This window comes from Sphingomonas aestuarii (assembly GCF_054457155.1).
The window spans coordinates 316,645-341,318 of record NZ_JBTKVV010000001.1; the positions used below are offsets into that span (position 1 = coordinate 316,645).

The following is a 24,674-nucleotide window of genomic DNA, read 5'->3' on the forward strand; positions in this document are numbered from 1 at the left end:
ATCTGGCCCCTCAGCGCTCGCACTGAGCCTGTCGAAGGGCGTCGAGACACCCCTCGACAGGCTCAGGGTGAGCGCGGACGGAACCGAAAGCTGGGCGATGAATCACTGACCCAGGATTTCCTTTTCCTTCGACGCCGCCGCCGCGTCGATGTCGGCAATGGTCGAATCGGTCAGCTTCTGGACTTCGGTTTCGAGCTTCTTGCGCTCGTCCTCCGAAATCTCGCCCTTCTTCTCGTCGGTCTTCAGCATGTCCATCCCGTCGCGGCGCACGTTGCGCGCGGCGATGCGGGCTTTTTCCGCATATTGACCGGCGAGCTTCGCCAGTTCCTTGCGGCGCTCTTCGGTCAGGTCGGGGATCGGCAGGCGGATATTCTGCCCGTCGACGATCGGGTTGAGGCCAAGCCCCGCCGAACGGATCGCCTTGTCCACGGGACCGACATTCGACTTGTCCCACACCTGCACCGACAGCATTCGCGGCTCGGGCGCCGACACCGTCGCGACCTGGTTCAGCGGCATGTTCGCACCGTAAACCTCGACCGTTACCGGATCGAGCAGGCTGACCGACGCGCGCCCGGTGCGCAGCCCGCTCAGATCGCCTTTCAACGATTCGACCGAACCCGCCATGCGGCGTTCCAGATCGGCCTTGTTGTAAGCGGCCATGATGCAATCCTCTCTGTCTTCAAATTAGCTTACTGCGCTCAGCCTGAGCGCAAGGAATGGGTTCAACTCGCGTCGTTCCGCACGATCGTCGAAATGCCCTCGCCACGCAGGACGGCGGTCAGATTGCCCTCGTCGCGAATATTGAACACCACGATCGGAATGTCGTTGTCGCGGCACAGCGCCACCGCGCTCGCGTCCATCACCTTCAGGTCGTCGGCAAGCACCCGGTTGAACGACAATTCGTAGTAACGGGTGGCGGTCGGCACCTTTTTCGGGTCGGCATCGTACACGCCATCGACGCTGGTGCCCTTGAACAGCGCGTCGCAATTCATCTCCGCCGCGCGCAGCGCCGCGGTGGTGTCGGTGGTGAAGAACGGCAGGCCGGTGCCCGCCGCGAACAGCACCACGCGCCCCTTCTGCATATGCCGTTCCGCCTTGCGCCGGATATAGGGTTCGCAGACGCTCGCCATCGGGATCGCCGACTGGACGCGGGTTTCGACCCCCGCCTTTTCCAGCGCGTTCTGCATGGCAAGCGCGTTCATCACGGTTGCGAGCATGCCCATATAATCGGCGCTCGCCCGGTCGAAGCCCTGTGCGGCGCCAGCCAGCCCGCGAAAGATATTGCCGCCGCCGACGACCATGCAGATCTCAAGCCCCGCCTCCTTCGCCGCCTTCACCTCGCGCGCCACGCGTTCGCAGGTTGCGGGATCGATGCCGAACTGGCCCGACCCCATCAGGACTTCGCCCGAGAGTTTCAGAAGGATGCGTTTGAATTTCGTGGCGGGCATGGAGTCACTTGTGTTGCGGGCGGGAGATTGAAGCGCGCGGACCTTAGAAGCGGCGCGCGGCGATGCCAAGCGGGGATGCGCGCGACTCTCTCTCCAAACCGTCGCCCCAGCGAACGCTGTAGCATCCGGTCGCAAGGTTGATGCATCCGGCACGATATCCCAGCTTTCGCTGGGATGACGGATTTTTTTACGGAGGCGGATAGCGCGTCAACGAAAAAGGGCGGCCCCAATGGAGCCACCCTTTCCTGTCTCACGAACCAATCCGCAATCGGATCAGTTCTTGATCCCTGCGGTCGCCGCCACTTCGGCTGCGAAGTCGCTTTCTTCCTTCTCGATGCCTTCGCCAAGCTGGAAGCGGACATAGTCCTTGAGCACGATGGTCGTGCCCGCGTCCTTCGCTGCCTTCGCGACGACGTCGGCGACCGGGGTCTTGCCGTCCATCACGATCGGCTGGCTGAGCAGCGCGTTTTCCTTGGCGAATTTCTTCACCGATCCTTCGACCATCTTGGCGATGATGTCGGCGGGCTTGCCCGATTCAGCTGCCTTTTCGGTCGCGATCTGGCGCTCGCGCTCCAGCACGTCCTGGTCGAGACCGGTTTCGTCGAGCGCCAGCGGGAAGGCCGCCGCGATGTGCATCGCCAGCTGCTTGCCGAGCGGTTCGAGCACATCGACGCCCGCATCCGATTCAAGCGCGACGAGCACGCCGATCTTGCCGAGACCGGGCGATGCCGCATTGTGGACGTAGGGGATCACCGCGCCCTTCGACACTTCGAGGCGCTTTGCACGGCGCAGCGACTGGTTTTCACCGATCGTCGCGACATTGTTGGTCAGCGCTTCCTCGACGGTCTTGCCCGACGGCATCGCCTGGCCCTTGAGCGCTTCGATATCGTCGCCCGATTCGAGCGCGATCGCGGTTACCTCGCGGACGAACGACTGGAACTGGTCGTTCTTGGCGACGAAATCGGTTTCGGAATTCACCTCGACCGCCGCACCCTTGGTGCCGGCGACGGCGACGCCGACCAGACCTTCGGCGGCAGTCCGGCTCGACTTCTTCGCAGCGGCCGCAAGGCCCTTGGTGCGCAGCCAGTCCATCGCCGCTTCCATGTCGCCGCCATTTTCGCTCAGCGCCTTCTTGCAGTCCATCATGCCGGCGCCCGAACGCTCGCGCAGTTCCTTCACCGCTGCTGCCGTGATCTCGGCCATGTTCAATTCCTTTGTCTAACGGCCCGAAGGCCCTGAATATCAAAACCCGCTCGCACTGAGCTTGTCGAAGTGCCGTCCTTCTTCCTTGTGACAAGGGAAAGACAGTGCTTCGACAGGCTCAGCACGAACGGGAAAGAACGTGTCGAAGCGGACGCCTTACGCGTCGATCTGGCGCTCGCCCTCGGCGGCCGTTTCCGGCTCGGTCGATGCGGCGGGTGCTTCCGGCTCGGCGGCAGCGGGTGCTGCTTCCGCTTCGGCAGGCGCTGCTTCGGCAGCGGGCGCTTCCGGCTCGCTCAGCGCCTCTTCCTTCGGCGGCTCGACCATCGCGCCCAGATCCTTGCCGGACTTCTGCATGGCTTCCTGGCCACCGCGGGTCGCGGCGATCGCCACGGCTTCGCAATACAGGCGGATCGCGCGCGCCGCGTCGTCATTCGCCGGAACCGGAAAGGCGATGCCGTCGGGCGAGACGTTCGAATCGAGGATCGCGACGACGGGAATGCCCAGCGTGTTGGCTTCCTTGATCGCCAGTTCTTCCTTGTTCGCGTCGATCACGAACATGATGTCGGGAATGCCGTTCAGGTCGCGGATACCGCCCAGCGACAGCTCGAGCTTGTCGCGCTCGCGGGTCAGGTTCAGCACTTCCTTCTTGGTCAGGCCGTGGGTGTCGCCCGACAGCTGTTCTTCCAGCGTCTTGAGGCGCTTGATCGAACCCGAAATCGTCTTCCAGTTGGTGAGCATCCCGCCCAGCCAGCGATGGTTGACGAAATGCTGGCCCGAACGGCGTGCGGCGTCCGCGATCGGCTCCTGCGCCTGGCGCTTGGTGCCGACGAACAGCACCTTGCCGCCCGATGCGACCGACGAGCTGATGAATTCGAGCGCGCGCGCGAACAGCGGCACGGTCTGCGACAGGTCGATGATGTGGACGCCGTTGCGATCGCCGAAAATGTACGGCTTCATCTTCGGGTTCCAGCGGTGCGTCTGGTGGCCGAAATGGGCGCCAGCTTCGAGCAGCTGGTGCATGGAGACGACGGGTGCCGCCATAGGATCAGTTCCTTTTCCGGTTATGCCTCTGGGAAGCGGGAACCGAAATCAGGCTTCCAAAGCCCTGTCCGGCACCGGTCTATGTGCTTCCCATGCGGGGTTGAGGGCGCGCCAATAGCCGAGCGGCGCCACGAAATCAACCGTTGACACGAGGAACGAATATAGAACATACCATGTTCAACAGCGGTTCGTGGAACCAGATGGTTACCGGACTGTTACCCGCCCCGACTCTCCGGGGCGGGAATCGATGGAGCCGAACATGGCAGTCACGGTCGCAATTCTGGTTTTCGCAGGCGCACTGGCCTTCACGCTGTGGGCGATCCACGCCACGCTTTCCGAGAAAAGCGCCGTCATCGTCGCGCTGTTGCGCGGCCAGCCCGATCCCCGTTTCGTGACGCAGCCCGTGCCGCGAGTCAGCCTTCGCCCGTCCCCGGTTCGGGTGCGCTACGCGACGCCGCAGGCGACGCACTGGCGCGCTGCCGCTTGATCCGACCATAAGCCCGGATCGAGAACGGGATCGACAGCAGGTACAGGATCGCGATTACCGACAGCGCGGGCCAGGGCGCGGAAATCACCGCCGCCGCAATCGCCGCGACGATCACGATCGCCTCGAACCGGATATTCTGGCGCAGTTTCACCGACGATGGCGACCAGGTGGCGATGCTTGAGACCAGCAATATCGCACAGAGCAGCAGCCACGGGCCGACCAGATAGGGCGACTGGAAGATCGGCTCGCCGGTCCAGATCCACAGATAAAGCGGCAGGAACGCGAGGATCGCACCCGCTGGTGCCGGAACCCCGGTCAGAAAGCCCGCCGATTTGTGCGGCTGTTCCGCCAGATCGATCCGCGCGTTGAAGCGTGCAAGGCGAAGCGCAGCGAACACCGCATAGACCAGCGCGATCGCCCACCCCCAGCGCGGCACGGTGACCAGCGACCAGAGATAGATGATCAGCGCAGGCGCGACCCCGAACGCCAGGCTGTCCGACAGCGAATCGAGTTCCGCACCGAATTTGCTCTCGCCGCGTAATGCCCGCGCTACGCGACCATCGAGACCATCGAGCAGCCCCGCGATCAGGATCATGACGATCGAGCGCTCCCATTCGCCCGAAATCGCAAAGCGGATGCCGGAAAGCCCGAAACACATCGCCGCCGCGGTAATCGCGTTGGGGGCAAGCGCCCGCAGCGGAATACCGCGGCTTGGCCGGGGCGCACGCATTATTGCGCGACGCCGGTAGCGGGCGTTGCACCGCGACGACCGATGACCGTTTCACCCGCGATCGCGCGCTGGCCGAGCGCGACTTGCGGCGCGACATCATCGGGCAACCACACATCGACACGGCTGCCGAAGCGGATGAGGCCGAAGCGCTGGCCCGCAACCACCATGTCGCCGGGTTTAACGAAGGTCAGGATGCGCCGCGCAAGCAGGCCCGCGATCTGGGTCACGCCGATCCGTTCGCCGCGAACGCCCTCGATCACCATGTGCTGGCGCTCATTCTCTTCGCTCGCCTTGTCGAGTTCGGCGTTCAGGAACTTGCCCGAAATATAGACGACGTCGCGCACGGTGCCGGGGATCGGCGCGCGGTTGATGTGGACGTCGAACACCGACATGAAGATCGACACGCGCACCAGCGGCTTGCTGCCCAAGGCGTTATCGCCTGCGAGTTCGGGCGGCAGCGGCACCCGCTCGATCATCGATACCAGCCCGTCGGCGGGCGATACGATCAGGTCGTCGCCCTGCGGCGTGGTCCGCACCGGATCGCGAAAGAACGCCGCGACCCATAAAGTGAAACCGGCGAGCGGCCACGCCACGAACCATCCGCCCAGCCACAGGCCGAGCAGCGTCGCGGCACCGGAAATCGCCAGATATTTGCGTCCTTCGGGATGGACGCCGGGGAAACGCCACTTTGCGGTCACGGTGCCGACCGGCGGCTTTTCGAGTGATGTCATGGTCGCGGTCTAACTACGGGGTTCCCGCAATACAATGCCGCTTTGGTCGAAGCGTTCCTCGAGGTGCCCCGTCCACGCCGGTTGATCCCGGCCACGCCTGCCCCTAGGACGCCTGCCAAACCTCCCTCAGACAAGAAGCGAGAGATAGATGGCGAAGATCAAGGTAAAGAATCCGGTCGTCGAGATCGACGGCGACGAAATGACCCGGATCATTTGGGAATGGATCCGCGAACGGCTGATCCTCCCCTATCTCGACATCGACCTCAAATATTACGATCTCGGCGTCGAAAAGCGCGACGAGACGAACGACCAGATCACGATCGACAGCGCCAACGCGATCCGCGAGCACGGCGTCGGCGTCAAATGCGCGACCATCACCCCCGACGAAGCGCGGGTCGAGGAATTCGGCCTGAAGAAGATGTGGCGGTCGCCCAACGGCACGATCCGCAACATCCTGGGCGGCGTCGTGTTTCGCGAACCGATCGTCATCAACAACGTGCCGCGCCTGATCCCCGGCTGGACCAAGCCGATCGTCGTCGGCCGTCATGCGTTCGGCGACCAGTATAAGGCGACCGATTTCAAGGTGCCCGGCGCGGGCAAGCTGACCATGAAGTGGGAAGGCGAAAACGGCGAAAAGATCGAAGAGGAAGTGTTCAACTTCCCCGCCGCCGGCGTCGCGATGGGCATGTACAATCTCGACGATTCGATCCGTGATTTCGCGCGCGCGTCGATGAATTACGGCCTCAACCGCAACTGGCCGGTCTATCTCTCGACCAAGAACACGATTCTCAAGGCTTATGACGGGCGCTTCAAGGACATCTTCCAGGAAGTGTTCGAAACCGAGTTCGAAGCGAAGTTCAAGGAAGCGAACATCGTCTACGAACACCGCCTGATCGACGACATGGTCGCATCGGCACTCAAATGGCACGGCGAATTCGTCTGGGCCTGCAAGAATTACGACGGCGACGTGCAGTCGGATCAGGTCGCGCAGGGCTTCGGCTCGCTCGGCCTGATGACCTCGGTGCTGATGACGCCCGACGGCAAGACGGTCGAGGCGGAAGCTGCGCACGGCACCGTCACGCGCCACTATCGCCAGCACCAGCAGGGCAAGGCGACCTCTACCAACCCGATCGCGTCGATCTTTGCCTGGACCGGCGGCCTGAAATATCGCGGCAAATTCGACGAGACGCCCGAGGTCGTGCGCTTCGCCGAAACGCTGGAAGCGGTCTGCGTCAAGACCGTCGAAAGCGGCGCGATGACCAAGGATCTCGCGATCCTGATCGGACCGGACCAGCCCTGGATGACCACCGAACAGTTCTTCGAAGCGATCCGTGCCAACCTCGAAACCGAAATGGGCAGCTGGCAGTAAGCCGCTCGCTCTAGCTCAAAGAAAGCCGCCGGAAGTCCATGCTTCCGGCGGCTTTTTTATTGTCCCTCACCCACCACAACCCCGTCATTCCCGCGAAGGCGGGAATGACGGGGATCAACTTACTTACTGCCGCCCCGGCGCGTTGCCGCGCCGGATAAATCGGGTGAACGCGCCCCACGCGTTCACCCGATTTATTCCCACTCGATCGTTCCGGGCGGCTTCGACGTATAGTCATAAGTCACCCGGTTCACGCCGCGCACCTCGTTGACGATCCGCGTCGCCACCCGCGGTAGGAAATCGCCCGGAAACCCAAACACTTCTGCCGTCATCCCGTCAGTCGACGTCACCGCGCGCAATGCCAGCACGCTGTCATAGGTGCGGCCGTCGCCCATCACCCCGACGCTGCGCACCGGCAGCAGCACCGCAAATGCCTGCCAGATCGCGTCGTACAGCCCGGCATTCCTAATTTCTTCCAGATAGATGGCGTCGGCTTTTCGCAGGATATCGCAGCGTTCCTTGGTCACCTCGCCCGGAATGCGGATTGCCAGGCCCGGCCCCGGAAACGGATGCCGCCCGACGAAAATCTCCGGCAAACCAAGCTCGCGGCCCAGCGCACGGACCTCGTCCTTGAACAATTCGCGCAAGGGTTCGACGAGTTGCATATTCATGCGCTCAGGCAGGCCGCCGACATTGTGGTGGCTCTTGATCGTGACACTCGGCCCGCCGGTAAAGCTGACGCTTTCGATCACGTCCGGGTAGAGCGTCCCTTGCGCGAGGAAGGCCGCACCGCCGATCTTTTTGGCTTCGTCCTCAAACACATCGATGAAGGTCTTGCCGATGAATTTGCGCTTCGCTTCGGGGTCGGTCAGACCGGCCAGTCCGTTCAGGAACAGCGCCTCGGCGTTCACATGGACGAGCGGGATGTTGTACGCCCCACGAAACAGGCTGACGACCTGATCGGCCTCCCCTGCCCGCATCAGTCCGTGATCGACGAACACGCAGGTCAGCTGGTCGCCGATCGCCTCATGGATAAGAACCGCGGCTACGGCCGAATCGACTCCGCCCGACAGACCGCAAATGACTTTTCCGTCGCCCACCTGCGCGCGGATTTCGGCGATCTTGGCGTCGCGAAACTCGGCCATCGTCCAGTCGCCCGCCAGGCCGCAGACATGCCGCGCGAAATTGGCGATCAGCCGTCCGCCATCGGGGGTGTGGACGACCTCGGGATGGAACTGCATCGCGTAATAGCGCTTCGCATCGTTCGCGATCACGGCATAGGGTGCGCCGGGGCTGGATGCGACCGGGCGGAATCCTTCGGCCAGCGCCGTCACCTTGTCGCCGTGGCTCATCCACACCTGATGCGTTTCGCCTTCGGCCCACAGCCCGTCGAACAGCTCGCAACCATCGGCGATCTCGATAAAGGCCCGCCCGAACTCGCCCGAATCGCCCAGCGTCACCTGGCCGCCCAACTGGTGCATCATCACCTGTTGCCCGTAACAGATGCCCAGCACCGGCAAACCGCTATCGAAGATGGCGTCGGGCACCCGCGGCGACCCGTCGTCCAGCACCGATGCGGGGCTGCCCGACAGGATGACGCCCGCCGGCTTCAACCGCTCGAACGCCTCGGCGGCAGTCGTGAACGGCGCAATTTCGGAATAGACCCCCGCTTCGCGCACGCGGCGCGCGATCAGCTGGGTGACCTGGCTGCCGAAATCGACGATGAGGATGTTCTGCGTGGGGCTGTCCATGCGCGCCCGCTTAGCCAGAAGCGCGCCGAGGGGAAAGGGGCGATCCCCAGATCAGGGTCCGCAGGTCCATAACCCCTGATAGCGCCGCTCGGCCCCGTCGGCACGCTGGGCCAGCAAGGTCGCGGCATAGTCGGGCGATTCGCCGCCCGACCTGCGTTCGCCGCGATCGATCGTTACGGTCATGCCGCGCCCGCCGAATGTAATGCCAGGCTCCATCGCGCCGAAGCCCCCATCGGATCGCGCCATCAGCCGTTCGGCATAACCGCCATTGCGGATCACCGCGACGCCGCGTGCGTCATCGCCGACATCGGCGCGCGCGATCATCAAGGACTGTCGCGCGTCTGCGAGCCGGAAGCTACACGCAAGTTCGCCAGGCAAGTCGGCTGCGTCGTCGGGCTGAAGCGGGGCGAGCGCGATGTCCGACCCGTCCCCGCCCCGGGTTTCGCCGATCGCGGGTTCTGCGGCGTCGGCGACCGGATCTTCGGCTGGCGGCGGCGGTGCTTCCGTCGGCATTTCCTCAGGCGCACCCACGTTCGTCGATGCCACCACATTGTTATCGGCATCGTTCGATACCGGCGCGTCCGAACAGGCGATCAGCGCCAGCGGCGCGGCAAACAGGAGCATGGTTTTCATACCCCTGCCAACGACCGCGCCGCTCCGCGCGTTCCCGCTTACTCGACGTTGGTCACCGTCATCCCCGTCCATTTGGCCGCAAAGGCCCACAGGTCGGCGGTTTCCTCGATCACCTTGTCGGTCGGTTTGCCCGACCCGTGCCCGGCGCGGGTTTCAATCCGCACCAGGTGCGGCTTCGGGCCAATATCCGCCGCCTGGATCGCGGCGGTATATTTGAAGGTGTGGCCCGGCACCACGCGGTCGTCGGTGTCCGCCGTCGTCGCCAGGATCGCCGGATAGACTTTACCGCTCGCGATGTTGTGATAGGGCGAATAGGCATAGAGCGTCCTGAAATCGGCTTCCTTCGACGGATAGCCGTAATCGTCGACCCAGTAGCGCCCGGCTGTGAACTTGTCGAAACGCGTCATGTCCATCACGCCGACCGCGGGCAGCGCCGCCGCGAACAGCTCGGGGCGCTGGTTGACCACCGCGCCGACCAGCAACCCGCCGTTCGATCCGCCCTGGATCGCCAGCCTGTCGGCCGTCGTCACGCCTTGCGCGATCAGGTCCTCGGCCGCGCCGATGAAATCGTCGAACACGTTCTGCTTGTTCTGGAGGCGTCCGCCATCGTGCCACGCCTTGCCATATTCGCCGCCGCCGCGAATGTTGGCGACCGCAAGCACGCCGCCCTGCTCCATCCACGCGACGCGCGACGAAGCGAAGCTCGGCAGCACCGAAATGTTGAACCCGCCATAGGCATAGAGTAACGTCGGCGCCGGGCCGGTCGCGCCCTTTTTCCGGACGATGAACATCGGCACCCGCGTTCCGTCCTTCGAACTGTAGAAACGCTGGGTCACATCATATTGCGCGGGGTCGAAATCGACCTTGGGCTGTGCCCACACCTCCGCCTTTCCGCTCGCCACGTCATAGCGATAGATGGTCGCGGGCGTGGCATAGCTGGTGAAGACGTAAAAGGTTTCGTTCTGGTCCTGCGCGCCGCCAAAGCCGCCCGCCGTGCCGATGCCGGGCAGGGTGACGGTGCCGTCGGGCTTGCCGTCGAGGGTAAAGCGCCGCACCTCGGTCTTGGCATCGACCAGATAGGACAGGATCAACCGGTTGCCGACCACCGACGCACCCGACAACACGGCGTCGTCCTGCGCCACCAGATCGCTGATCCGCACCTGATTGCCCGACACGTCGATCTTCACGACCTTTTCGCGCGGCGCGTCCTTGTTGGTGGTGAAGAAGAAGGTTTCGCCGACATTGCCGATCGCGGTCCAGTCATTCTCCAGACCCTTGATGATCGTGCGCGGCTGGAGCCTGGCGGCGCTCAGGTCGACCAGCGTGATCTCGTAACGGTTGTCGGTGCCTTCGGTGGTGGTGATGACCAGCCAGCGTCCGTCATCCGTCACCTGCGCCGAATGGCCCAGCGTCGGGCGATCGGGGGTCGCATAGACCAGCGTGTCCGCGGATTGCGGCGTGCCGAGGCGGTGGAAATAGACTTTCTGGTTTTCGTTCAGCGCCTGGAATTCCTGCCCCGCGGCGGGCTGTTCGAAGCGCGAATAATAGAAACCCGATCCGTCCTTCGCCCAGGCGAGGTTGGAGAACTTCACCCATTCCACCGTGTCGCTCGTTTCCTTGCCGGTCGCGACATCCAGCACCTTGACCGTGCGCCAGTCCGAGCCGCCGTCCTGAATGGTATAGAGCAGCTTGCTGCCATCTTCGCTGGGCACCCATTCGCCAAGCGCGGTCGCGCCATCGGCCGACCAGCTGTTGGGATCGATCAGTACCCTTCCCTGCCCGTTAAGCTGCTCACGGACGTAGAGCACCTCCTGGTTCTGCAAGCCCGAATTATGGCTGTAGAAATAGCGATGGCCCTTGTGCGTCGGGATGCCGAACCGCTCATAATCGAACAAGGCGGTCAGCCGCTGTTTGAACACGTCGCGGCCCGGCAGCGTCGCCAGATAGGCATCGGTCACCTTGTTCTGCGCGGCGACCCAGCTTGCGACCTCCTTGTCCTCGCGCACGTCGTTTTCCAGCCAGCGATACGGATCGGCGACCTTCACCCCGAATTGTTCGTCGACCACGTTCACGCGGCGCGTTTCGGGATAGTTGATGGGCGCGGTCATGCCGGTGGTGGTCTCCGATGCGGGTTGGGAAAAAGCGGGGGCTGCGAACAGCAGCGGCAGGGCAAGCAGCGACGCGCGGCGCATGAAACAATGTCTCCGATACGAGAAAGAGGCCGCACCCTAGAAAGGGGCGACCTCTTGCTCAAGTATCGAATGATACGGACGAATTACGCCGCTTCGTCAAAATCCTCGTCGCCCATTACCGGACCCGAATCCTGGCCCTTGGCCGACACGTCGCGATCGACGAATTCGATGATCGCCATCGGCGATGCGTCCGACATGCGCGGCCCCATCTTGATGACGCGGGTATAGCCGCCGTTGCGGTCCTTGTAGCGCTCGGCCAGAACGTCGAACAGCTTGCTGAGCTGAGCATCGTCGAGCAGCCGCGCGTGCGCAAGACGGCGGTTCGAAAGACCGCCCTTCTTCGCCAGCGTCACCAGCTTTTCGATATACGGGCGCAGTTCCTTCGCCTTGGCGACGGTGGTGGTGATCTGTTCGTGCTTGATCAGCGCTGCCGACATGTTGCGGAACAGGGCAATGCGGTGGGCCGAGGTCCGCTGAAGCTTACGGCCGCCTACGCGATGACGCATGGTATTTCCTTCTTCGTTCGTTAAGGGGCCGTTTTACGGAACCCCAGACCAGGTGGGGACGGATAGCCCACCAAATATTTCCGTCATTCCCGCCCTTCGACTGCCTGCCAAGGCAGGCGCTCAGGATAAACTTCGACAAAGTCGAAGGCGGGAATCCATATTCTCCGAAGCAGGCCCGACGCGGCAAAGCCGGGTCGTCGGACGGAGCCTTGCGGCTCCGCCGGCCGACGTAATCGCCAAGGCGTCGGATAGCGCGAACGCTATCCGCCTGCGATTACCCCAAAATCTCCTGCTCGAGCTTCTTCGCCATTTCCTCGATATTCTCCGGCGGCCATCCCGGGATTTCCATCCCCAGACGCAGGCCCATCGACGACAGCACTTCCTTGATTTCATTGAGCGACTTGCGCCCGAAATTGGGGGTGCGCAACATTTCGGCTTCGGTCTTCTGAACCAGATCGCCGATATAGATGATGTTGTCGTTCTTCAGGCAGTTGGCCGAACGCACCGACAGTTCCAGCTCGTCGACCTTCTTCAGAAGGTAACGGTTGATCTGCGCGGTATCGCCTGCCGTCTCGCCACCGGCTGCCGCCGCAGGTGCGCCGCTGACCGGAGCCGAACGCGCAACCGCCGAATCGTCGAAGTGGACGAACAGCGCCAGCTGGTCCTGAAGGATGCGCGCCGCGTACGCGATCGCGTCTTCGGGGGCGACGGTGCCGTCGGTTTCGACCGAGAGCGTCAGCTTGTCGTAATCGAGGTCCTGGCCGACGCGGGTCGGATCGACCTTGTAGCTGACCTGACGGACCGGCGAATAGAGCGCATCGACCGGGATCAGGCCGATCGGCGCATCGGCCGGACGGTTTTGAACCGCGGGGACATAACCCTTGCCGGTGTCGGCGGTCAGTTCCATGTTCAGCGTCGCGCCATCGTCGAGGTGACAGATGACCAGATCGGGGTTCATCACCTCGATATCGCCCGACACCGCGATGTCGCCCGCCTTGACTTCCGCCGGGCCGGTTGCCGACAGCTGGAGCCGCTTGGGGCCTTCGCCCTGCATCTTCAGCGCGATCTGCTTCACGTTCAGGACGATGTCGGTGACGTCTTCACGCACACCGGCCAGCGACGAGAATTCGTGCAGCACGTTTTCGATCTTGATCGACGTGACGGCCGCGCCCTGAAGCGACGACAACAGCACGCGACGCAGCGCATTGCCGAGCGTCAGGCCGAAACCACGCTCCAGCGGCTCGGCGACGAACGTCGACTTGCGCTTGGGATCCCCGCCAGCCTTCTTTTCGAGACCGTTGGGCTTCTTGAGTTCCTGCCAGTTCTTAGCATTGACAGACACGGGCTTCCCCTAGGTTGGGCAGGATTTAGGGGCCATCCTGCCGGAAACAGCCAAACCGGCCCGCGCAACACCCCGTCCATTGGGCATGCGCGCGCCGGCTTCGAAGACGAAAATCAGACGCGGCGACGCTTGGACGGGCGAACGCCGTTGTGCGGGATCGAGGTGACGTCGCGGATCGACGTGATCTGAAAACCGACCGCCTGAAGCGCGCGGAGCGCCGATTCGCGGCCCGAACCCGGACCCTTCACTTCGACTTCCAGCGTGCGGACGCCGTGCTCGGCGGCCTTCTTGCCGGCGTCTTCGGCGGCGACCTGAGCGGCATAAGGCGTCGACTTGCGCGAACCCTTGAAGCCCATCATGCCGGCCGACGACCACGAAATGGCGTTGCCCTGGGCGTCGGTGATCGTGATCATCGTATTGTTGAAGCTGGCGTTCACATGCGCGACGCCAGAGGTGATGTTCTTGCGTTCGCGACGGCGAAGACGCTGCGGTGCTTGTGCCATTGGATTCTATCCTGACCTGAAATCTCGTTGACGGAGAGCGGCGGGCTGTCAGCCTCAAGCCTGTCTCCGACGGAGTAATTAGCGCCCCGCGCTAATTACTTCTTCTTGCCTGCGATCGGCTTCGCCTTGCCCTTGCGGGTGCGCGCATTGGTGTGCGTGCGCTGGCCGCGAACCGGCAGGCCCTTGCGATGACGCAGGCCGCGATAGCTGGCGAGGTCCATCAGACGCTTGATGTTCATCGCGGTCTGGCGACGCAGATCGCCTTCCACGGTGTGGTCCGAATCGATGGTTTCGCGGATCTGGAGGACTTCCTGGTCCGTCAGGTCCTGGACGCGGGCAGTGTCCGCGATCCCCAGCTTCGTGATGATTTCCTTGGCTTTGGTCTGGCCGATGCCGTGGATATACTGAAGCGCGATCAATACGCGCTTGTTGGTCGGGATGTTTACACCCGCAATACGTGCCATGAGCTATGTTTCTCCCAGCTCCACGGGGCGGCATGGCAGCACACCCCATCTCGTCGCGTTGAACTTCCGAAACGCACGACACCGGCGCGCGCGAAAACAGCGCCGCCGGCCAACCGGGTTTCGGAATAAGGGGCAGATAGGCCCGCGAGCGGGGCGAGTCAAGCGGTGCGCGGGCTTAATAGCCCGATCGCACGCACAACGTATCTGCAAGATAGACACGCTGCCCCACCGTCTCAAGCGCCTGTCGCGCCGAACCGTTCCAACCGGCCTGGCGGCAGAACTGGTCAGCGCTCTGCTTCGCACAAGCCGAAGTCGGCGATCCACGCCGACACCCGAGCACCCGCCCCTCACCGCGCATCGACGGCGCCGGGTAGAATTCCGACGCCATCCCGCGCAGCGACCGGAAATCGCCCGGTGCCTGGCCACCACCGCCGCCGCTCCCGCCCAGCGGCCGCATCGACTGAAGCCGCCTCAGCAACCCCAGACGCAGGCCCAGATCGGGGGTGTCGCGATCGACGATGATGCAGTTGCCGCGATAATTGGCCTCCGGGCATAATTGCCAGGTGCCGCTGCGCACGCGGATCGACCGCACGCCCCAGGCCAGCCGCAGATCGGGCTGCTCGCGCTCCACCGCGACTGCCGGGCCGCGATAGTTGCTGTCGCGATAGATGGTTGCTTCGGCCCGCTGACCCCCCGTAGGCCAGCGGCGCTCGTCCTGATCCTGCGCGACCGCAGCACCCGCCGCCAGCACCACGCCGCCCGCCACAACCAACGCCCACCGTGCAGAAGCCGAAACCATCCTCGCCTCCCTTGCCAGCACGAGACCGGCTGGTCCCCCGCCTATATCGCGCGAAGGGTCTACCGATCGGGCGAGTCGGTCAAGCGATCAATCCCCCGCCTCTGCGGCACGCTTCAACCCCGCCGCCTGCTCGCCGATGACGCCGTCGACCAGCGGCGCGAGCTTGGCCGCATCCATGCCGGTATAGCCGCTGACGACATAGCGCACGACCAGCGCGGTGCCCTGTCCTGCGCCCATCATCTCGAAACTCAGCGTGCCCGTCACCGCCCCCTGTTGCAGCGGTCCCAGCGCACCCGACAGCCGGAGCAGCCGGTTCGGCGCGGCATGGATCACCCGCGCATGCTCCGCCCCGCCCCCATCGGGCAACGCCTCGCAGAAACATCCGCCGGGCAGCATCGCCATCGACAGATTGGCCGCATCCCCCGACCAGCTGTGCGCCTTAGACCACCAGCGCGAAGGTTCCGACAGCGCCCGCCACACCGCATCGGGAGTGGTGGCCACGGTCAGCTTGTGTTCGACGACGAAGGTCGATCCCTCGACCTTGACGACCTCGGCGGACGCCGGTGCGGTTGCGAGCAATGCCGGGATCAGGAGTGCAAGGCGCATGGGAACCTCTCGAACGAAATGCCGCGATCCTATCACCGGCGCGCTGCCCCGACACCCGTTCGTTTCGAACGCCGTCGAGAAACCTGTTCCGGTCAGTGGGATACGTTTCTCGACTACGCTCGAAACGAACGGGATTTGGATTCTTACAGGCAGAGCCTTCTCGCGCTCCGTGCTCCCGCGCAGGCGGAGTCCACAGCAATCGAGCGCCGACATCCGCCACCCTGGGCTCCCGCCGTCGCGGGAGCACTATCCCTCTCTCAGCGATATATGCTTTTCGCGAAGCCCCTTAAGCCGGGCGGGGTTCGCGTTCCAGGATCGCTTCGATCGCGCCCGATACATGGTCGATGTCCGCCATGCCGTCGACATGCTGGACGATTCCGCGCGCTTCGTAGATCGGCAGGATCGGCGCGGTCTTGGCACGATATTCGGCCATGCGCGTGCGGACGGTTTCGGCATTGTCGTCGGGCCGGCGCTTGAATTCGCCATGCCCGCATTTATCGCACACGCCCTCGACCTTGGGCAGCTTGTAGCGATCGTGATAGCCCGCGCCGCAATGGGCGCAGGTGAAGCGCCCGGTCACGCGATCGACCAGCGCCTCCTCATCGACCACCAGTTCGATGACGTGATGCAGGCTGCGTCCGCGCTCGGACAGCAGGCCGTCGAGCGATACCGCTTGCGCTTCGGTGCGCGGATAGCCGTCGAAGATCACGCCGGTCTCCGGCCCCAGCGCGTCGAGCGCTTCGCCGATGATCCCCGACACGATCTCGTCGGACACGAGTTGCCCCGCCTCCATCACCGCCTTGGCCTTTTGCCCGGTCGGCGTGCCTGCCTTCACCGCCGCGCGCAGCATGTCGCCGGTGGACAGCTGCACCATGCCGCGTTCGCTGACCAGACGGCTGGCCTGGGTGCCCTTGCCCGCACCCGGCGGTCCCAGCAGGATGATGTTCAAAGCACAGCCCCTCTTCGCCCTGGCCGATCGTACGACCGCTCAAATCAGCGGACGCGACCGCCCTTCAGCTTCGCCTTCTTGATCAGGTCGCCATACTGGTGCGCCAGCAGATGCGACTGGATCTGCGTCACGGTGTCCATCGTTACGTTCACCACGATCAGAAGGCTAGTGCCGCCGAGGTAGAACGGGATCGACATCGCCGACACCAGATATTCGGGCAGCAGACAGATCAGCGTCAGATAGGCCGCACCGACGACGGTGATCCGCGTCAGTACGTAATCGAGATAATTTTCGGTATTCTTGCCCGGACGGATGCCGGGGATGAACCCGCCATGCTTTTTCAGGTTTTCCGCGGTTTCTTCCGGGTTGAACACGACCGCGGTGTAGAAGAAGCAGAAGAAGATGATGCCCGCGCCATAGAGCGCCATGTAGAGCGGCTGGCCGTGCGCCAGATACTGGTTCATCCCGATCAGGAAGCTGCCCCAGGTCGAATCCGCCTGGCTGGCGTCCTGTCCGGCGAACTGGCTGATCGTCAGCGGCATCAGCAGCAGCGAGGATGCGAAGATCGGCGGAATCACGCCAGCGGTATTGATCTTGAGCGGCAGATGGCTGCGCTCGGCCTGTACCCCGCGCTGGGTCTGGCGCTTGGGATACTGGATCAGGATGCGGCGCTGGGCGCGCTCCATGAAGCAGATGAACAGGATCAGGCCGACCACCGCAACGCCGATCAGCGCCAGGCTGATCGCGCTGATGCCGCCCGAACGGCCACTTTCGAACAACTGCACCAGCGTCGTCGGCAGATGCGCGACGATACCCGCCATGATGATGAGGCTGATCCCGTTGCCGACGCCGCGGCTGGTGATCTGCTCGCCCAGCCACATCAGGAACATCGTGCCGCCGACGAGCGAAATGACGCAGCCGATGCGGAACAGCATCCCCGGCTGGATCACCGCCTGCGCACCTGCGGATGCGCCGAACGCTTCGAGGCCGACGGCGATGAAATAACCCTGGATCGCGGTCAGCCCGACCGTGCCGTAGCGGGTATATTGGTTGAGCTTCTTGCGCCCCGCTTCGCCTTCCTTCTTGATGGCGGCAAGCTGGGGGGACAGGCTGGTCGCGAGCTGAACCACGATCGACGCGGTGATGTACGGCATCACGCCCAGCGCGATCACCGACATCCGCTCGAGCGCACCGCCCGAGAAGGTGTTGAAGAAATCGAGGACGCCGCCCTGCGTCTGCTGCGCGAGCAGGTTCAGCTGGGTCGGATCGATGCCGGGCAGCGGCACATAGCTGAGCAACCGGAAGATAACGAGCGCGCCCAGCGTGAACCAAAGGCGCTTTTTCAGCTCGGTCGCCTTGCCGAATTTCGACAAGTTGAGGTTGGTTGCCATATTATCGGCTGCGGATGCCATGTGCGTAATCGTCCCGGAAACAAAAGCGGCGGAGATGCGTTACCCGCGCCCCCCGCCGCCCATATAGGGGTCTTGCCCAGCTTGTCTAAGGGGCTTTTGAACAAAGCCCCTCCCGTCCCCCAAATCCGTTCGTGTCGAGTAGGGTTCGAGCTTGTCGAGAACCCGTATCGAGACAGACCCCCTTTGGGGCGCTCCCTCGATATGCCTTCTCGATACGCGGCTGACGCCGCTACTCGAAAGCTACTCGGGACGAACGGTTAGGATCGGGCGCGAAGCCTCAGCCTCAGGCCTTCTTGGCGGCCTTCTGCTTGGCTTCCTTGTCGGCGATGCGCGCTTCGCGGGTCTTGCCCTTCTTGGCTGCCGCCTTTTCAGCCGCCGGGGTCACCTTGATGACCTCGACCGAACCGCCGGCCTTTTCGACCGCCTCGATCGCGCCCTTCGACGCGCCGGCCACGACGAACTTCAGCTTGGCCGAAATCTCACCCTTGCCGAGCAGACGGACGCCGTCCTTGCCGCCGCGTGCGACGCCAGCAGCCTTCAGCGCCGCGTGATCGATCGTCGCGCCCTTGTCGAGCGTGCCGGCATCGACCAGCTTCTGGATCGCGCCGAGATTTACTTCGGCATAATCCTTGGCAAAGATGTTGTTGAAGCCGCGCTTCGGCAGCCGCATGTGGAGCGGCATCTGGCCGCCTTCGAAGCCGTTGATGGCGACGCCGCCACGGCTCTTTTGACCCTTTTGGCCGCGCCCTGCGGTCTTGCCCAGGCCCGAGCCGATGCCGCGTCCGACGCGCACCCGGCCTTTGCGGGCGCCATCATTGTCGCGGATTTCGTTGAGTTTCATGGTCTGCACTCGCTTTCGCTTTGTTCGCGCTGATAAAATGAGGAAGGGGGCCGCATAGCCCCCTCCCCCGTGTCTGTCACCTGATAAGTCGAAAGGGCTTAACCCTCGACCGATACCATGTGTGCAACCTTACGGATCATGCCGCGCACCTCGGGGGTGTCCTTCAGCTCGACCGTCTTGTGCATCTTGTTGAGGCCCAGGCCGATCAGCGTCGCGCGCTGATCTTCGGTGCGGCGAATGGGCGAACCCGTCTGGGTCACCTTCACCGTGCCGGCTGCTTCTTTCTTAGCCATTGTCGCTTACTCCGCAATCGCAGCCGCATCCGCCTCGGCGGTCTGCGAACCACCGCGGCCGAGCAGATCGGCGATCTTCTTGCCACGACGCTGCGCGACCGACTTGGGCGAGGTCTGCTCGCCCAGCGCTTCGAAGGTCGCACGGATCATGTTGTAGGGGTTCGAGGTACCGACCGACTTGGTCACCACGTCCGCGACGCCCAGCGATTCGAAGATGGCGCGCATCGGGCCGCCCGCGATGATGCCGGTGCCGGGAGGCGCCGTGCGGACGGTCACGCGACCCGCACCGAAATGGCCGTTGCCATCGTGATGCAGCGTGCGGCCTTCCTTCAGGGGAATGCGGACCATCGCCTTCTTGGCAGCCGCCGTCGCCTTCGAAATGGCTTCCGGCACTTCGCGCGCCTTGCCATGACCGAAGCCTGCACGGCCCTTGCCGTCGCCCACGACGACCAGAGCTGCAAAGCCGAAGCGCTTGCCGCCCTTCACCGTCTTCGAAACGCGGTTGATGTGGACCAGCTTTTCGATCAGCTCTTCGCCGCCATCGTCCGGGCCGCCGCGACGATTGTCGCGTCCGCCACGATTGTCGCGACCGCCGCGACCGCGATTGTCGCCGCCGGGGCCGCCACGACCGCGGCCACCACGCGGGCCACGGCCCTGTGGAGCGCCCGCATCGGGTGCGCCCGCTGCTGCACCGGTGTTTTCCGCAGGCGCGGTCTGGTTGTTTTCGTCAGCCATGCCTTAAAACTCCAATCCGCCTTCGCGCGCGGCATCCGCCAGCGCCTTGACGCGTCCGTGGAACAGGAAACCGCCACGATCGAACACGACCTGCGTCACGCCGGCCTTCTTCGCGGCTTCCGCCACGCGCTTGCCGACTTCGGCGGCTGCTTCCTTGTTCGCGCCCGCCTTGCCGCGCACGTCCTTGTCCAGCGTCGATGCGGCGGCAAGCGTCTTGCCTTCCGCGTCGTCGATCACCTGGGCATAGATGTGCTGGCCCGAACGGTGCACCGAAAGCCGCGGACGGCCCGATCCACGCGCACGCAGCGCGGTACGATTGCGGCGACGCCGCTTCTCGAAGAGTGAGAGACCCTTGGTCATTACTTCTTCTTCCCTTCCTTACGGAAGATGAACTCGCCGTCATACTTGATGCCCTTGCCCTTATAGGGTTCGGGCTTGCGCCAACGACGGATCTCCGCGGCCATCTGGCCGACCTTCTGCTTGTCCATGCCCGAGATTTCGACCGTGGTCTGGTCGGGCGTCTTCACGTCGATGCCTTCCGGCACGTCCATATCGACATCATGGCTGTAACCGAGCTGCAGCTTCAGCTTGCGACCCTGTGCGCTGGCACGATAGCCGACGCCGGTGATCAGCAGCTTCTTGGAAAAGCCTTCGGTCACCCCGGTCACGAGGTTCTGAACCATCGTGCGCTGCATGCCCCAGAACGCGCGAGCGCGCTTGGTGTCGTTTGCTGGCGTCACCAGGATTCCACCATCGACGGTTTCATATTTGATGTCGTCGAACACCGGCATGGTCAGCGTGCCCTTGGGGCCTTTTACGCTGACGATCCCGTTTTCGATCGTCGCCGTCACGTTCGCGGGAACGGTGACCGGCTTCTTACCGATGCGGCTCATCAGAACACCTCCGCGAGCACTTCGCCACCGACATTCTGTTCGCGCGCTTCGGCGTCGGACAGAACGCCACGCGGCGTCGATACGATGGTGATGCCGAGGCCGTTGCGGACGATCGGCAGCTCTTTCGAAGCCGAATAGACGCGACGACCAGGCTTCGAGACGCGCGCGACATGCTTGATCGCAGGCTGGCCTTCGAAATACTTAAGCTCGATGCGGATGCCGGCGGCGGGTCCCATCTGCTCTTCGGAATAACCGCGGATATAGCCTTCGCGCTGCAACACGTCGAGGACGCGGGCACGCAGCTTCGACGCGGGCGTCAGGACACTGTCCTTGCGCGCGCGCTGGCCGTTGCGGATGCGGGTGAGCATATCACCCAGGGGATCGGTCAAAGCCATCTATCAGATCCTTACCAGCTCGACTTCACGACACCGGGGATCATGCCGCGATTGGCAAGATCGCGCAGCATCACGCGTGCGAGACGGAATTTGCGATAATAACCGCGCGGACGCCCGGTCAGTTCGCAACGGTTGCGGATGCGCGTCGGATTGCCGTTGCGTGGCAGTTCCGCCATCTTCAGACGAGCGATCAGACGCTCGGTCTCATCCAGGCTTTCGTCGTTCGCGATCGCCTTCAGCTTCGCATATTTGGGCGCGTATTTCGCGACCATCTTGCGACGCTTCTCGTTCTTGTTGATCGAACTCAGTTTCGCCATGACTTAAGTTCTTCCTTCCTTACGCAGCTTGCTTCGCTTCACCGTCCGCAGTTTCCTGCGGGAACGGGAAGCCGAAGAGACGCAGAAGCTCGCGGGCTTCCTCGTCGGTCTTAGCCGAAGTGGTGACGATCACGTCCATGCCGCGCACCTGATCGATGCGGTCATAATTGATCTCGGGGAAAATCAGCTGTTCCTTGATGCCGCACGCATAGTTGCCACGGCCATCGAACGACTTGGGGTTCAGGCCACGAAAGTCGCGAACGCGGGGAAGCGCGATCGTGATGAACCGGTCGAGGAATTCGTACATGCGTTCGCGGCGCAGGGTGACCTTGCAACCGATCGCCATGCCTTCGCGCAGCTTGAACTGTGCGATCGACTTCTTCGCCTTGGTCACGACAGGCTTCTGGCCGGCGATCAGCTCCATTTCGGACGCTGCCTGGTCGACCTTCTTCTTGTCCTGCGTTGCCTCGCCGACGCCCATGTTCAGGACGATCTTTTCGATGCGCGGCACTTCCATGACGTTCTTGTAACCGAACTTCTCGGTCATCGCCTTGGCGATCTTGTCGTCATAAAGCGACTTCATCCGCGGCGTGTATTGATCAGCCATTGATGACCTCCCCCGACTTCACGGCCACACGGACCTTCTTGCCGTCGCGCTCTTCGAAGCGGACGCGAGTGGGCTTGCCGTCCTTGGGATCGGCGAGTGCCACCTTCGAGATGTGCAGCGGCGCTTCCGAGCGCTCCAGGCCACCCTGCGGGTTCGCTTGGCTCGGCTTGCGGTGACGTACGGCAACGTTGACGCCGGCGACGAGGACCTTGCCGTCCTTCGGCATGGCCTTGGTGACTTCACCGGTGCGGCCCTTGTCCTTGCCGGACAGGACGACGACCGTGTCACCCTTCTTGATACGAGCGGACGCCATTACAGCACCTCCGGCGCAAGGCTGATGATCTTCATATAGCCGCGGCCACGCAGTTCGCGGACCACCGGGCCAAAGATACGGGTGCCGATCGGCTCCTCGTTCTTGTTGACGAGAACGGCGGCGTTGCCGTCAAACCGGATCACCGAACCGTCGGCGCGACGGATGTCCTTGCGCGTACGGACGATGACGGCGCGGTGCACGTCGCCCTTCTTGACCTTGCCACGGGGTGCCGCTTCCTTGATGCTGACGACGATGACGTCGCCCACACCGGCCGTGCGACGCTTCGAGCCGCCCAGCACCTTGATGCACTGCACCCGCTTCGCGCCGCTGTTGTCAGCGACGTCGAGATTGGATTGCATCTGGATCATCGATCCAATTCCTTCTCATATGGGTCCGATTTCTGACCGGAACCCGCCTTCTACACCCCCGCGAACGGAGGCCGTTCGGATGGCTCAGGCTTCCGCCGCGGCCGCAACCTCTTCGGGCGTCGCATGGGTGTTGACCCGTGCGATGACCTTCCAGGTCTTCAGCTTGGAGATCGGCGCGGTCTCTTCGATCCGCACGGTTTCGCCAGCCTTGTACTCGTTACCCTCGTCATGGGCATGATATTTCTTCGAACGACGGATGATCTTGCCATAGAGCGGATGTTTAACCTTCCGCTCCACCAGCACGACCACGGTCTTGTCGCCCTTGTCGGAAACCACGTTCCCGGTCAGCACGCGCTTCGGCATGGTTTCGTCCTCTTACTTTGCTTCCGAGCGCGAACGCTCGGCTTGCAGCGTCTTGATACGGGCGATGTCGCGACGGACTTCCTTTACCCGGCTCGACTTTTCGAGCTGGCTGGTCGCCGCCTGAAAACGCAGGTTGAATGCCTCGCGCTTCAGGTTGCCCAGGTCTTCCGACAACTGGTCGTCCGACTTGACCCGCAGATCACTTGCTTTGGTCATCGCTTTAACCCTCCAGGTGCGTCGTATCGCCGAGGCGAGCGACGACCTTGACCTTGATCGGCAGCTTCATCGCCGCACGCTCGAACGCTTCCGCCGCGAGCGGACCGGCAACGCCGTCCAGCTCGAACAGGATGCGGCCGGGCTTGACGCGGGCTGCCCAATATTCGGGCGAGCCCTTGCCCTTGCCCATGCGGACTTCGGCGGGCTTCGACGACACCGGCACGTCCGGGAACACGCGGATCCACAACCGCCCCTGACGCTTGATGTGACGCGTGATCGCGCGGCGGGCCGCCTCGATCTGGCGTGCGGTGATCCGGTCCGGCTCCATCGCCTTCAGGCCGTACGACCCGAAGTTCAGGCTGGTGCCACCCTTGGCTTCGCCATGGATGCGGCCTTTGAAGGCCTTGCGGAATTTGGTGCGCTTCGGTTGCAGCATTTCTCTATTTCCTTAGCGGCGCCAATTAACGGCGGTCTTCGCGCGCGGGACGCACGCCGGAGGTCTGAGCCTCCATCATCAGCCGGTCCTGCGCCATCGGATCATGACCCAGGATCTCACCCTTGAAGATCCAGACCTTGATGCCGCAGACGCCATAGGCGGTGTGCGCTTCGGCTTCGGCATAATCGACGTTGGCGCGCAGCGTGTGCAGCGGCACGCGGCCTTCGCGATACCATTCGGTACGCGCGATTTCCGCACCGCCCAAACGACCGGCGCAGGTGATCCGGATGCCTTCGGCACCCAGACGGAGCGCCGACTGGACCGCACGCTTCATCGCCCGGCGGAACGCGATGCGGCGTTCCAGCTGGTCCGCGATGCCCTGGGCGACGAGCTTGGCGTCGACTTCGGGCTTGCGGATTTCGACGATGTTCAGCGACACGTCCGACGAGGTCATCGACGCCAGCTTCTTGCGAAGCTTTTCGATGTCCGCGCCCTTCTTGCCGATGATGACGCCCGGACGGGCGGCATAGATCGAGATGCGGCACAGCTTGGCCGGACGCTCGATCACGACCTTCGAGATCGCGGCCTGCTTTAGCGTTTCGGTGATGAACTTGCGGATCTTCAGATCCTCAAGCAGCAGACGGCCATAGTCCGCGCCTTCGGCGAACCAGCGGCTGTCCCAGGTGCGGTTGATCTGGAGACGCAGACCGATCGGATTGCTCTTCTGACCCATG

The 24,674-nt window shown here is 63.4% G+C and carries 33 protein-coding genes; 2 read left to right on the top strand and 31 right to left on the bottom strand.

Translation table 11 applies throughout. The features are described from left to right. Positions 1 to 102: 102 nt before the first annotated feature. The 4 genes from frr to rpsB form a co-directional block, all read right to left on the bottom strand. A complete protein-coding gene (frr, locus tag ACX0GZ_RS01590) occupies positions 103 to 660 on the bottom strand; it encodes a ribosome recycling factor (RefSeq protein WP_458812664.1) in 558 nt (185 codons plus the stop codon). A 62-nt stretch (positions 661 to 722) separates the two neighbouring features. Further along, positions 723 to 1,448 carry a UMP kinase gene (gene pyrH / locus ACX0GZ_RS01595; RefSeq protein WP_458812666.1) on the bottom strand — a complete coding sequence of 242 codons (726 nt, stop codon included), beginning with the start codon at positions 1,446 to 1,448 and terminating at the stop codon, positions 723 to 725. Between the two features lie 273 nt (positions 1,449 to 1,721). Then, a complete protein-coding gene (gene tsf, locus ACX0GZ_RS01600) occupies positions 1,722 to 2,651 on the bottom strand; it encodes a translation elongation factor Ts (protein ID WP_458812668.1) in 930 nt (309 codons plus the stop codon). Between the two features lie 156 nt (positions 2,652 to 2,807). Next, positions 2,808 to 3,692 (bottom strand): 30S ribosomal protein S2, encoded by an 885-nt coding sequence (gene rpsB, locus ACX0GZ_RS01605; RefSeq protein ID WP_458812670.1) that lies wholly within the window; start codon positions 3,690 to 3,692, stop codon positions 2,808 to 2,810. A gap of 259 nt (positions 3,693 to 3,951) precedes the next feature. Here rpsB and ACX0GZ_RS01610 point away from each other — a divergent pair, with 259 nt between their 5' ends. Continuing rightward, the gene (locus tag ACX0GZ_RS01610) at positions 3,952 to 4,179 is read left to right on the top strand and encodes a hypothetical protein (RefSeq protein WP_458812672.1); all 228 of its coding nucleotides are present in this window, start codon (positions 3,952 to 3,954) and stop codon (positions 4,177 to 4,179) included. On the opposite strand, the gene ACX0GZ_RS01615 is transcribed toward ACX0GZ_RS01610, so the two are convergent. Continuing rightward, complete coding sequence (locus tag ACX0GZ_RS01615; RefSeq protein WP_458812674.1) at positions 4,106 to 4,909, bottom strand: CDP-alcohol phosphatidyltransferase family protein; 804 nt, start codon at positions 4,907 to 4,909, stop codon at positions 4,106 to 4,108. The two genes, ACX0GZ_RS01610 and ACX0GZ_RS01615, sit on opposite strands and share 74 nt — an antisense overlap. Continuing rightward, positions 4,909 to 5,640, bottom strand: a complete 732-nt coding sequence (locus tag ACX0GZ_RS01620; protein ID WP_458812676.1) for a phosphatidylserine decarboxylase — start codon at positions 5,638 to 5,640, stop codon at positions 4,909 to 4,911. The genes ACX0GZ_RS01615 and ACX0GZ_RS01620 overlap by 1 nt, the downstream gene beginning before the upstream one ends. Before the next feature lie 148 nt (positions 5,641 to 5,788). On the opposite strand from ACX0GZ_RS01620, the gene ACX0GZ_RS01625 reads away from it, so the two are divergent. Further along, a complete protein-coding gene (locus ACX0GZ_RS01625; RefSeq protein WP_458812678.1) occupies positions 5,789 to 7,009 on the top strand; it encodes an NADP-dependent isocitrate dehydrogenase in 1,221 nt (406 codons plus the stop codon). A 191-nt stretch (positions 7,010 to 7,200) separates the two neighbouring features. On the opposite strand, the gene guaA is transcribed toward ACX0GZ_RS01625, so the two are convergent. The 25 genes from guaA to rpsC all read right to left on the bottom strand — a co-directional run bounded on the left by guaA (position 7,201) and on the right by rpsC (position 24,673). Continuing rightward, positions 7,201 to 8,757, bottom strand: coding sequence for a glutamine-hydrolyzing GMP synthase (gene guaA / locus ACX0GZ_RS01630; protein ID WP_458812680.1), 1,557 nt, complete (start codon positions 8,755 to 8,757; stop codon positions 7,201 to 7,203). A 51-nt stretch (positions 8,758 to 8,808) separates the two neighbouring features. After that, positions 8,809 to 9,390, bottom strand: a complete 582-nt coding sequence (locus ACX0GZ_RS01635) for a hypothetical protein (RefSeq protein ID WP_458812682.1) — start codon at positions 9,388 to 9,390, stop codon at positions 8,809 to 8,811. A gap of 38 nt (positions 9,391 to 9,428) precedes the next feature. Further along, entirely contained in the window at positions 9,429 to 11,582 is a 2,154-nt protein-coding gene (locus tag ACX0GZ_RS01640) for a prolyl oligopeptidase family serine peptidase (RefSeq protein ID WP_458812684.1), read from the bottom strand. Between the two features lie 83 nt (positions 11,583 to 11,665). Then, on the bottom strand, positions 11,666 to 12,088 hold the full coding sequence (rplQ, locus tag ACX0GZ_RS01645) for a 50S ribosomal protein L17 (RefSeq protein WP_458812686.1): 423 nt from the start codon (positions 12,086 to 12,088) through the stop codon (positions 11,666 to 11,668). A 274-nt stretch (positions 12,089 to 12,362) separates the two neighbouring features. Next, a complete protein-coding gene (locus tag ACX0GZ_RS01650) occupies positions 12,363 to 13,430 on the bottom strand; it encodes a DNA-directed RNA polymerase subunit alpha (RefSeq protein ID WP_458812688.1) in 1,068 nt (355 codons plus the stop codon). A 113-nt stretch (positions 13,431 to 13,543) separates the two neighbouring features. After that, entirely contained in the window at positions 13,544 to 13,933 is a 390-nt protein-coding gene (gene rpsK / locus ACX0GZ_RS01655; protein WP_458812690.1) for a 30S ribosomal protein S11, read from the bottom strand. 95 nt (positions 13,934 to 14,028) lie between these two features. Next, entirely contained in the window at positions 14,029 to 14,397 is a 369-nt protein-coding gene (gene rpsM, locus ACX0GZ_RS01660; RefSeq protein ID WP_458812692.1) for a 30S ribosomal protein S13, read from the bottom strand. A gap of 175 nt (positions 14,398 to 14,572) precedes the next feature. Then, a complete protein-coding gene (locus ACX0GZ_RS01665; RefSeq protein ID WP_458812694.1) occupies positions 14,573 to 15,196 on the bottom strand; it encodes a beta/gamma crystallin-related protein in 624 nt (207 codons plus the stop codon). 87 nt (positions 15,197 to 15,283) lie between these two features. Beyond that, positions 15,284 to 15,802, bottom strand: a complete 519-nt coding sequence (locus tag ACX0GZ_RS01670; protein ID WP_458812696.1) for an SRPBCC family protein — start codon at positions 15,800 to 15,802, stop codon at positions 15,284 to 15,286. Between the two features lie 286 nt (positions 15,803 to 16,088). Next, a complete protein-coding gene (locus ACX0GZ_RS01675; RefSeq protein ID WP_458812698.1) occupies positions 16,089 to 16,751 on the bottom strand; it encodes an adenylate kinase in 663 nt (220 codons plus the stop codon). A 44-nt stretch (positions 16,752 to 16,795) separates the two neighbouring features. Further along, positions 16,796 to 18,163 (bottom strand): preprotein translocase subunit SecY, encoded by a 1,368-nt coding sequence (secY, locus tag ACX0GZ_RS01680; RefSeq protein WP_458812700.1) that lies wholly within the window; start codon positions 18,161 to 18,163, stop codon positions 16,796 to 16,798. A gap of 283 nt (positions 18,164 to 18,446) precedes the next feature. Then, positions 18,447 to 19,004: a 50S ribosomal protein L15 gene (gene rplO, locus ACX0GZ_RS01685; RefSeq protein WP_458812702.1), complete on the bottom strand. Its 558-nt coding sequence runs from the start codon at positions 19,002 to 19,004 to the stop codon at positions 18,447 to 18,449. A 98-nt stretch (positions 19,005 to 19,102) separates the two neighbouring features. Next, positions 19,103 to 19,297, bottom strand: coding sequence for a 50S ribosomal protein L30 (gene rpmD / locus ACX0GZ_RS01690; RefSeq protein WP_458812704.1), 195 nt, complete (start codon positions 19,295 to 19,297; stop codon positions 19,103 to 19,105). Between the two features lie 6 nt (positions 19,298 to 19,303). Then, on the bottom strand, positions 19,304 to 20,032 hold the full coding sequence (rpsE, locus tag ACX0GZ_RS01695; protein WP_458812706.1) for a 30S ribosomal protein S5: 729 nt from the start codon (positions 20,030 to 20,032) through the stop codon (positions 19,304 to 19,306). A gap of 3 nt (positions 20,033 to 20,035) precedes the next feature. Then, a complete protein-coding gene (gene rplR / locus ACX0GZ_RS01700; protein ID WP_458812708.1) occupies positions 20,036 to 20,392 on the bottom strand; it encodes a 50S ribosomal protein L18 in 357 nt (118 codons plus the stop codon). Continuing rightward, complete coding sequence (gene rplF / locus ACX0GZ_RS01705) at positions 20,392 to 20,925, bottom strand: 50S ribosomal protein L6 (protein WP_458812710.1); 534 nt, start codon at positions 20,923 to 20,925, stop codon at positions 20,392 to 20,394. The genes rplR and rplF overlap by 1 nt, the downstream gene beginning before the upstream one ends. Continuing rightward, entirely contained in the window at positions 20,925 to 21,320 is a 396-nt protein-coding gene (gene rpsH / locus ACX0GZ_RS01710) for a 30S ribosomal protein S8 (RefSeq protein WP_159713851.1), read from the bottom strand. Before rpsH ends, rplF begins: the two co-directional genes overlap by 1 nt. 11 nt (positions 21,321 to 21,331) lie before the next feature. Beyond that, complete coding sequence (gene rpsN, locus ACX0GZ_RS01715; RefSeq protein ID WP_458812713.1) at positions 21,332 to 21,637, bottom strand: 30S ribosomal protein S14; 306 nt, start codon at positions 21,635 to 21,637, stop codon at positions 21,332 to 21,334. A 19-nt stretch (positions 21,638 to 21,656) separates the two neighbouring features. Next, positions 21,657 to 22,244, bottom strand: coding sequence for a 50S ribosomal protein L5 (rplE, locus tag ACX0GZ_RS01720; protein WP_458812715.1), 588 nt, complete (start codon positions 22,242 to 22,244; stop codon positions 21,657 to 21,659). After that, entirely contained in the window at positions 22,237 to 22,557 is a 321-nt protein-coding gene (gene rplX, locus ACX0GZ_RS01725; RefSeq protein ID WP_458812717.1) for a 50S ribosomal protein L24, read from the bottom strand. The genes rplE and rplX overlap by 8 nt, the downstream gene beginning before the upstream one ends. Next, positions 22,557 to 22,925, bottom strand: a complete 369-nt coding sequence (rplN, locus tag ACX0GZ_RS01730) for a 50S ribosomal protein L14 (RefSeq protein WP_458812719.1) — start codon at positions 22,923 to 22,925, stop codon at positions 22,557 to 22,559. The genes rplX and rplN overlap by 1 nt, the downstream gene beginning before the upstream one ends. 84 nt (positions 22,926 to 23,009) lie before the next feature. Further along, positions 23,010 to 23,288, bottom strand: coding sequence for a 30S ribosomal protein S17 (rpsQ, locus tag ACX0GZ_RS01735; protein WP_458812721.1), 279 nt, complete (start codon positions 23,286 to 23,288; stop codon positions 23,010 to 23,012). A 12-nt stretch (positions 23,289 to 23,300) separates the two neighbouring features. Continuing rightward, positions 23,301 to 23,504: a 50S ribosomal protein L29 gene (rpmC, locus tag ACX0GZ_RS01740; RefSeq protein ID WP_458812723.1), complete on the bottom strand. Its 204-nt coding sequence runs from the start codon at positions 23,502 to 23,504 to the stop codon at positions 23,301 to 23,303. 4 nt (positions 23,505 to 23,508) lie between these two features. Further along, positions 23,509 to 23,940, bottom strand: coding sequence for a 50S ribosomal protein L16 (gene rplP / locus ACX0GZ_RS01745; protein ID WP_458812725.1), 432 nt, complete (start codon positions 23,938 to 23,940; stop codon positions 23,509 to 23,511). A 25-nt stretch (positions 23,941 to 23,965) separates the two neighbouring features. After that, positions 23,966 to 24,673: a 30S ribosomal protein S3 gene (gene rpsC, locus ACX0GZ_RS01750; protein WP_458812727.1), complete on the bottom strand. Its 708-nt coding sequence runs from the start codon at positions 24,671 to 24,673 to the stop codon at positions 23,966 to 23,968. Position 24,674 lies beyond the last annotated feature (1 nt).

Coding starts and splice junctions, on each gene's coding strand:
- frr (WP_458812664.1), bottom strand. CDS start 660: ATGGCCGCTTACAACAAGGCCGATCTGGAACGCCGCATGGCGGGTTCG.
- pyrH (WP_458812666.1), bottom strand. CDS start 1,448: ATGCCCGCCACGAAATTCAAACGCATCCTTCTGAAACTCTCGGGCGAA.
- tsf (WP_458812668.1), bottom strand. CDS start 2,651: ATGGCCGAGATCACGGCAGCAGCGGTGAAGGAACTGCGCGAGCGTTCG.
- rpsB (WP_458812670.1), bottom strand. CDS start 3,692: ATGGCGGCACCCGTCGTCTCCATGCACCAGCTGCTCGAAGCTGGCGCC.
- ACX0GZ_RS01610 (WP_458812672.1), top strand. CDS start 3,952: ATGGCAGTCACGGTCGCAATTCTGGTTTTCGCAGGCGCACTGGCCTTC.
- ACX0GZ_RS01615 (WP_458812674.1), bottom strand. CDS start 4,909: ATGCGTGCGCCCCGGCCAAGCCGCGGTATTCCGCTGCGGGCGCTTGCC.
- ACX0GZ_RS01620 (WP_458812676.1), bottom strand. CDS start 5,640: ATGACATCACTCGAAAAGCCGCCGGTCGGCACCGTGACCGCAAAGTGG.
- ACX0GZ_RS01625 (WP_458812678.1), top strand. CDS start 5,789: ATGGCGAAGATCAAGGTAAAGAATCCGGTCGTCGAGATCGACGGCGAC.
- guaA (WP_458812680.1), bottom strand. CDS start 8,757: ATGGACAGCCCCACGCAGAACATCCTCATCGTCGATTTCGGCAGCCAG.
- ACX0GZ_RS01635 (WP_458812682.1), bottom strand. CDS start 9,390: ATGAAAACCATGCTCCTGTTTGCCGCGCCGCTGGCGCTGATCGCCTGT.
- ACX0GZ_RS01640 (WP_458812684.1), bottom strand. CDS start 11,582: ATGCGCCGCGCGTCGCTGCTTGCCCTGCCGCTGCTGTTCGCAGCCCCC.
- rplQ (WP_458812686.1), bottom strand. CDS start 12,088: ATGCGTCATCGCGTAGGCGGCCGTAAGCTTCAGCGGACCTCGGCCCAC.
- rpsK (WP_458812690.1), bottom strand. CDS start 13,933: ATGGCACAAGCACCGCAGCGTCTTCGCCGTCGCGAACGCAAGAACATC.
- rpsM (WP_458812692.1), bottom strand. CDS start 14,397: ATGGCACGTATTGCGGGTGTAAACATCCCGACCAACAAGCGCGTATTG.
- ACX0GZ_RS01665 (WP_458812694.1), bottom strand. CDS start 15,196: ATGGTTTCGGCTTCTGCACGGTGGGCGTTGGTTGTGGCGGGCGGCGTG.
- ACX0GZ_RS01670 (WP_458812696.1), bottom strand. CDS start 15,802: ATGCGCCTTGCACTCCTGATCCCGGCATTGCTCGCAACCGCACCGGCG.
- secY (WP_458812700.1), bottom strand. CDS start 18,163: ATGGCATCCGCAGCCGATAATATGGCAACCAACCTCAACTTGTCGAAA.
- rplO (WP_458812702.1), bottom strand. CDS start 19,004: ATGAAACTCAACGAAATCCGCGACAATGATGGCGCCCGCAAAGGCCGG.
- rpmD (WP_458812704.1), bottom strand. CDS start 19,297: ATGGCTAAGAAAGAAGCAGCCGGCACGGTGAAGGTGACCCAGACGGGT.
- rpsE (WP_458812706.1), bottom strand. CDS start 20,032: ATGGCTGACGAAAACAACCAGACCGCGCCTGCGGAAAACACCGGTGCA.
- rplR (WP_458812708.1), bottom strand. CDS start 20,392: ATGACCAAGGGTCTCTCACTCTTCGAGAAGCGGCGTCGCCGCAATCGT.
- rplF (WP_458812710.1), bottom strand. CDS start 20,925: ATGAGCCGCATCGGTAAGAAGCCGGTCACCGTTCCCGCGAACGTGACG.
- rpsH (WP_159713851.1), bottom strand. CDS start 21,320: ATGGCTTTGACCGATCCCCTGGGTGATATGCTCACCCGCATCCGCAAC.
- rpsN (WP_458812713.1), bottom strand. CDS start 21,637: ATGGCGAAACTGAGTTCGATCAACAAGAACGAGAAGCGTCGCAAGATG.
- rplE (WP_458812715.1), bottom strand. CDS start 22,244: ATGGCTGATCAATACACGCCGCGGATGAAGTCGCTTTATGACGACAAG.
- rplX (WP_458812717.1), bottom strand. CDS start 22,557: ATGGCGTCCGCTCGTATCAAGAAGGGTGACACGGTCGTCGTCCTGTCC.
- rplN (WP_458812719.1), bottom strand. CDS start 22,925: ATGATCCAGATGCAATCCAATCTCGACGTCGCTGACAACAGCGGCGCG.
- rpsQ (WP_458812721.1), bottom strand. CDS start 23,288: ATGCCGAAGCGCGTGCTGACCGGGAACGTGGTTTCCGACAAGGGCGAC.
- rpmC (WP_458812723.1), bottom strand. CDS start 23,504: ATGACCAAAGCAAGTGATCTGCGGGTCAAGTCGGACGACCAGTTGTCG.
- rplP (WP_458812725.1), bottom strand. CDS start 23,940: ATGCTGCAACCGAAGCGCACCAAATTCCGCAAGGCCTTCAAAGGCCGC.
- rpsC (WP_458812727.1), bottom strand. CDS start 24,673: ATGGGTCAGAAGAGCAATCCGATCGGTCTGCGTCTCCAGATCAACCGC.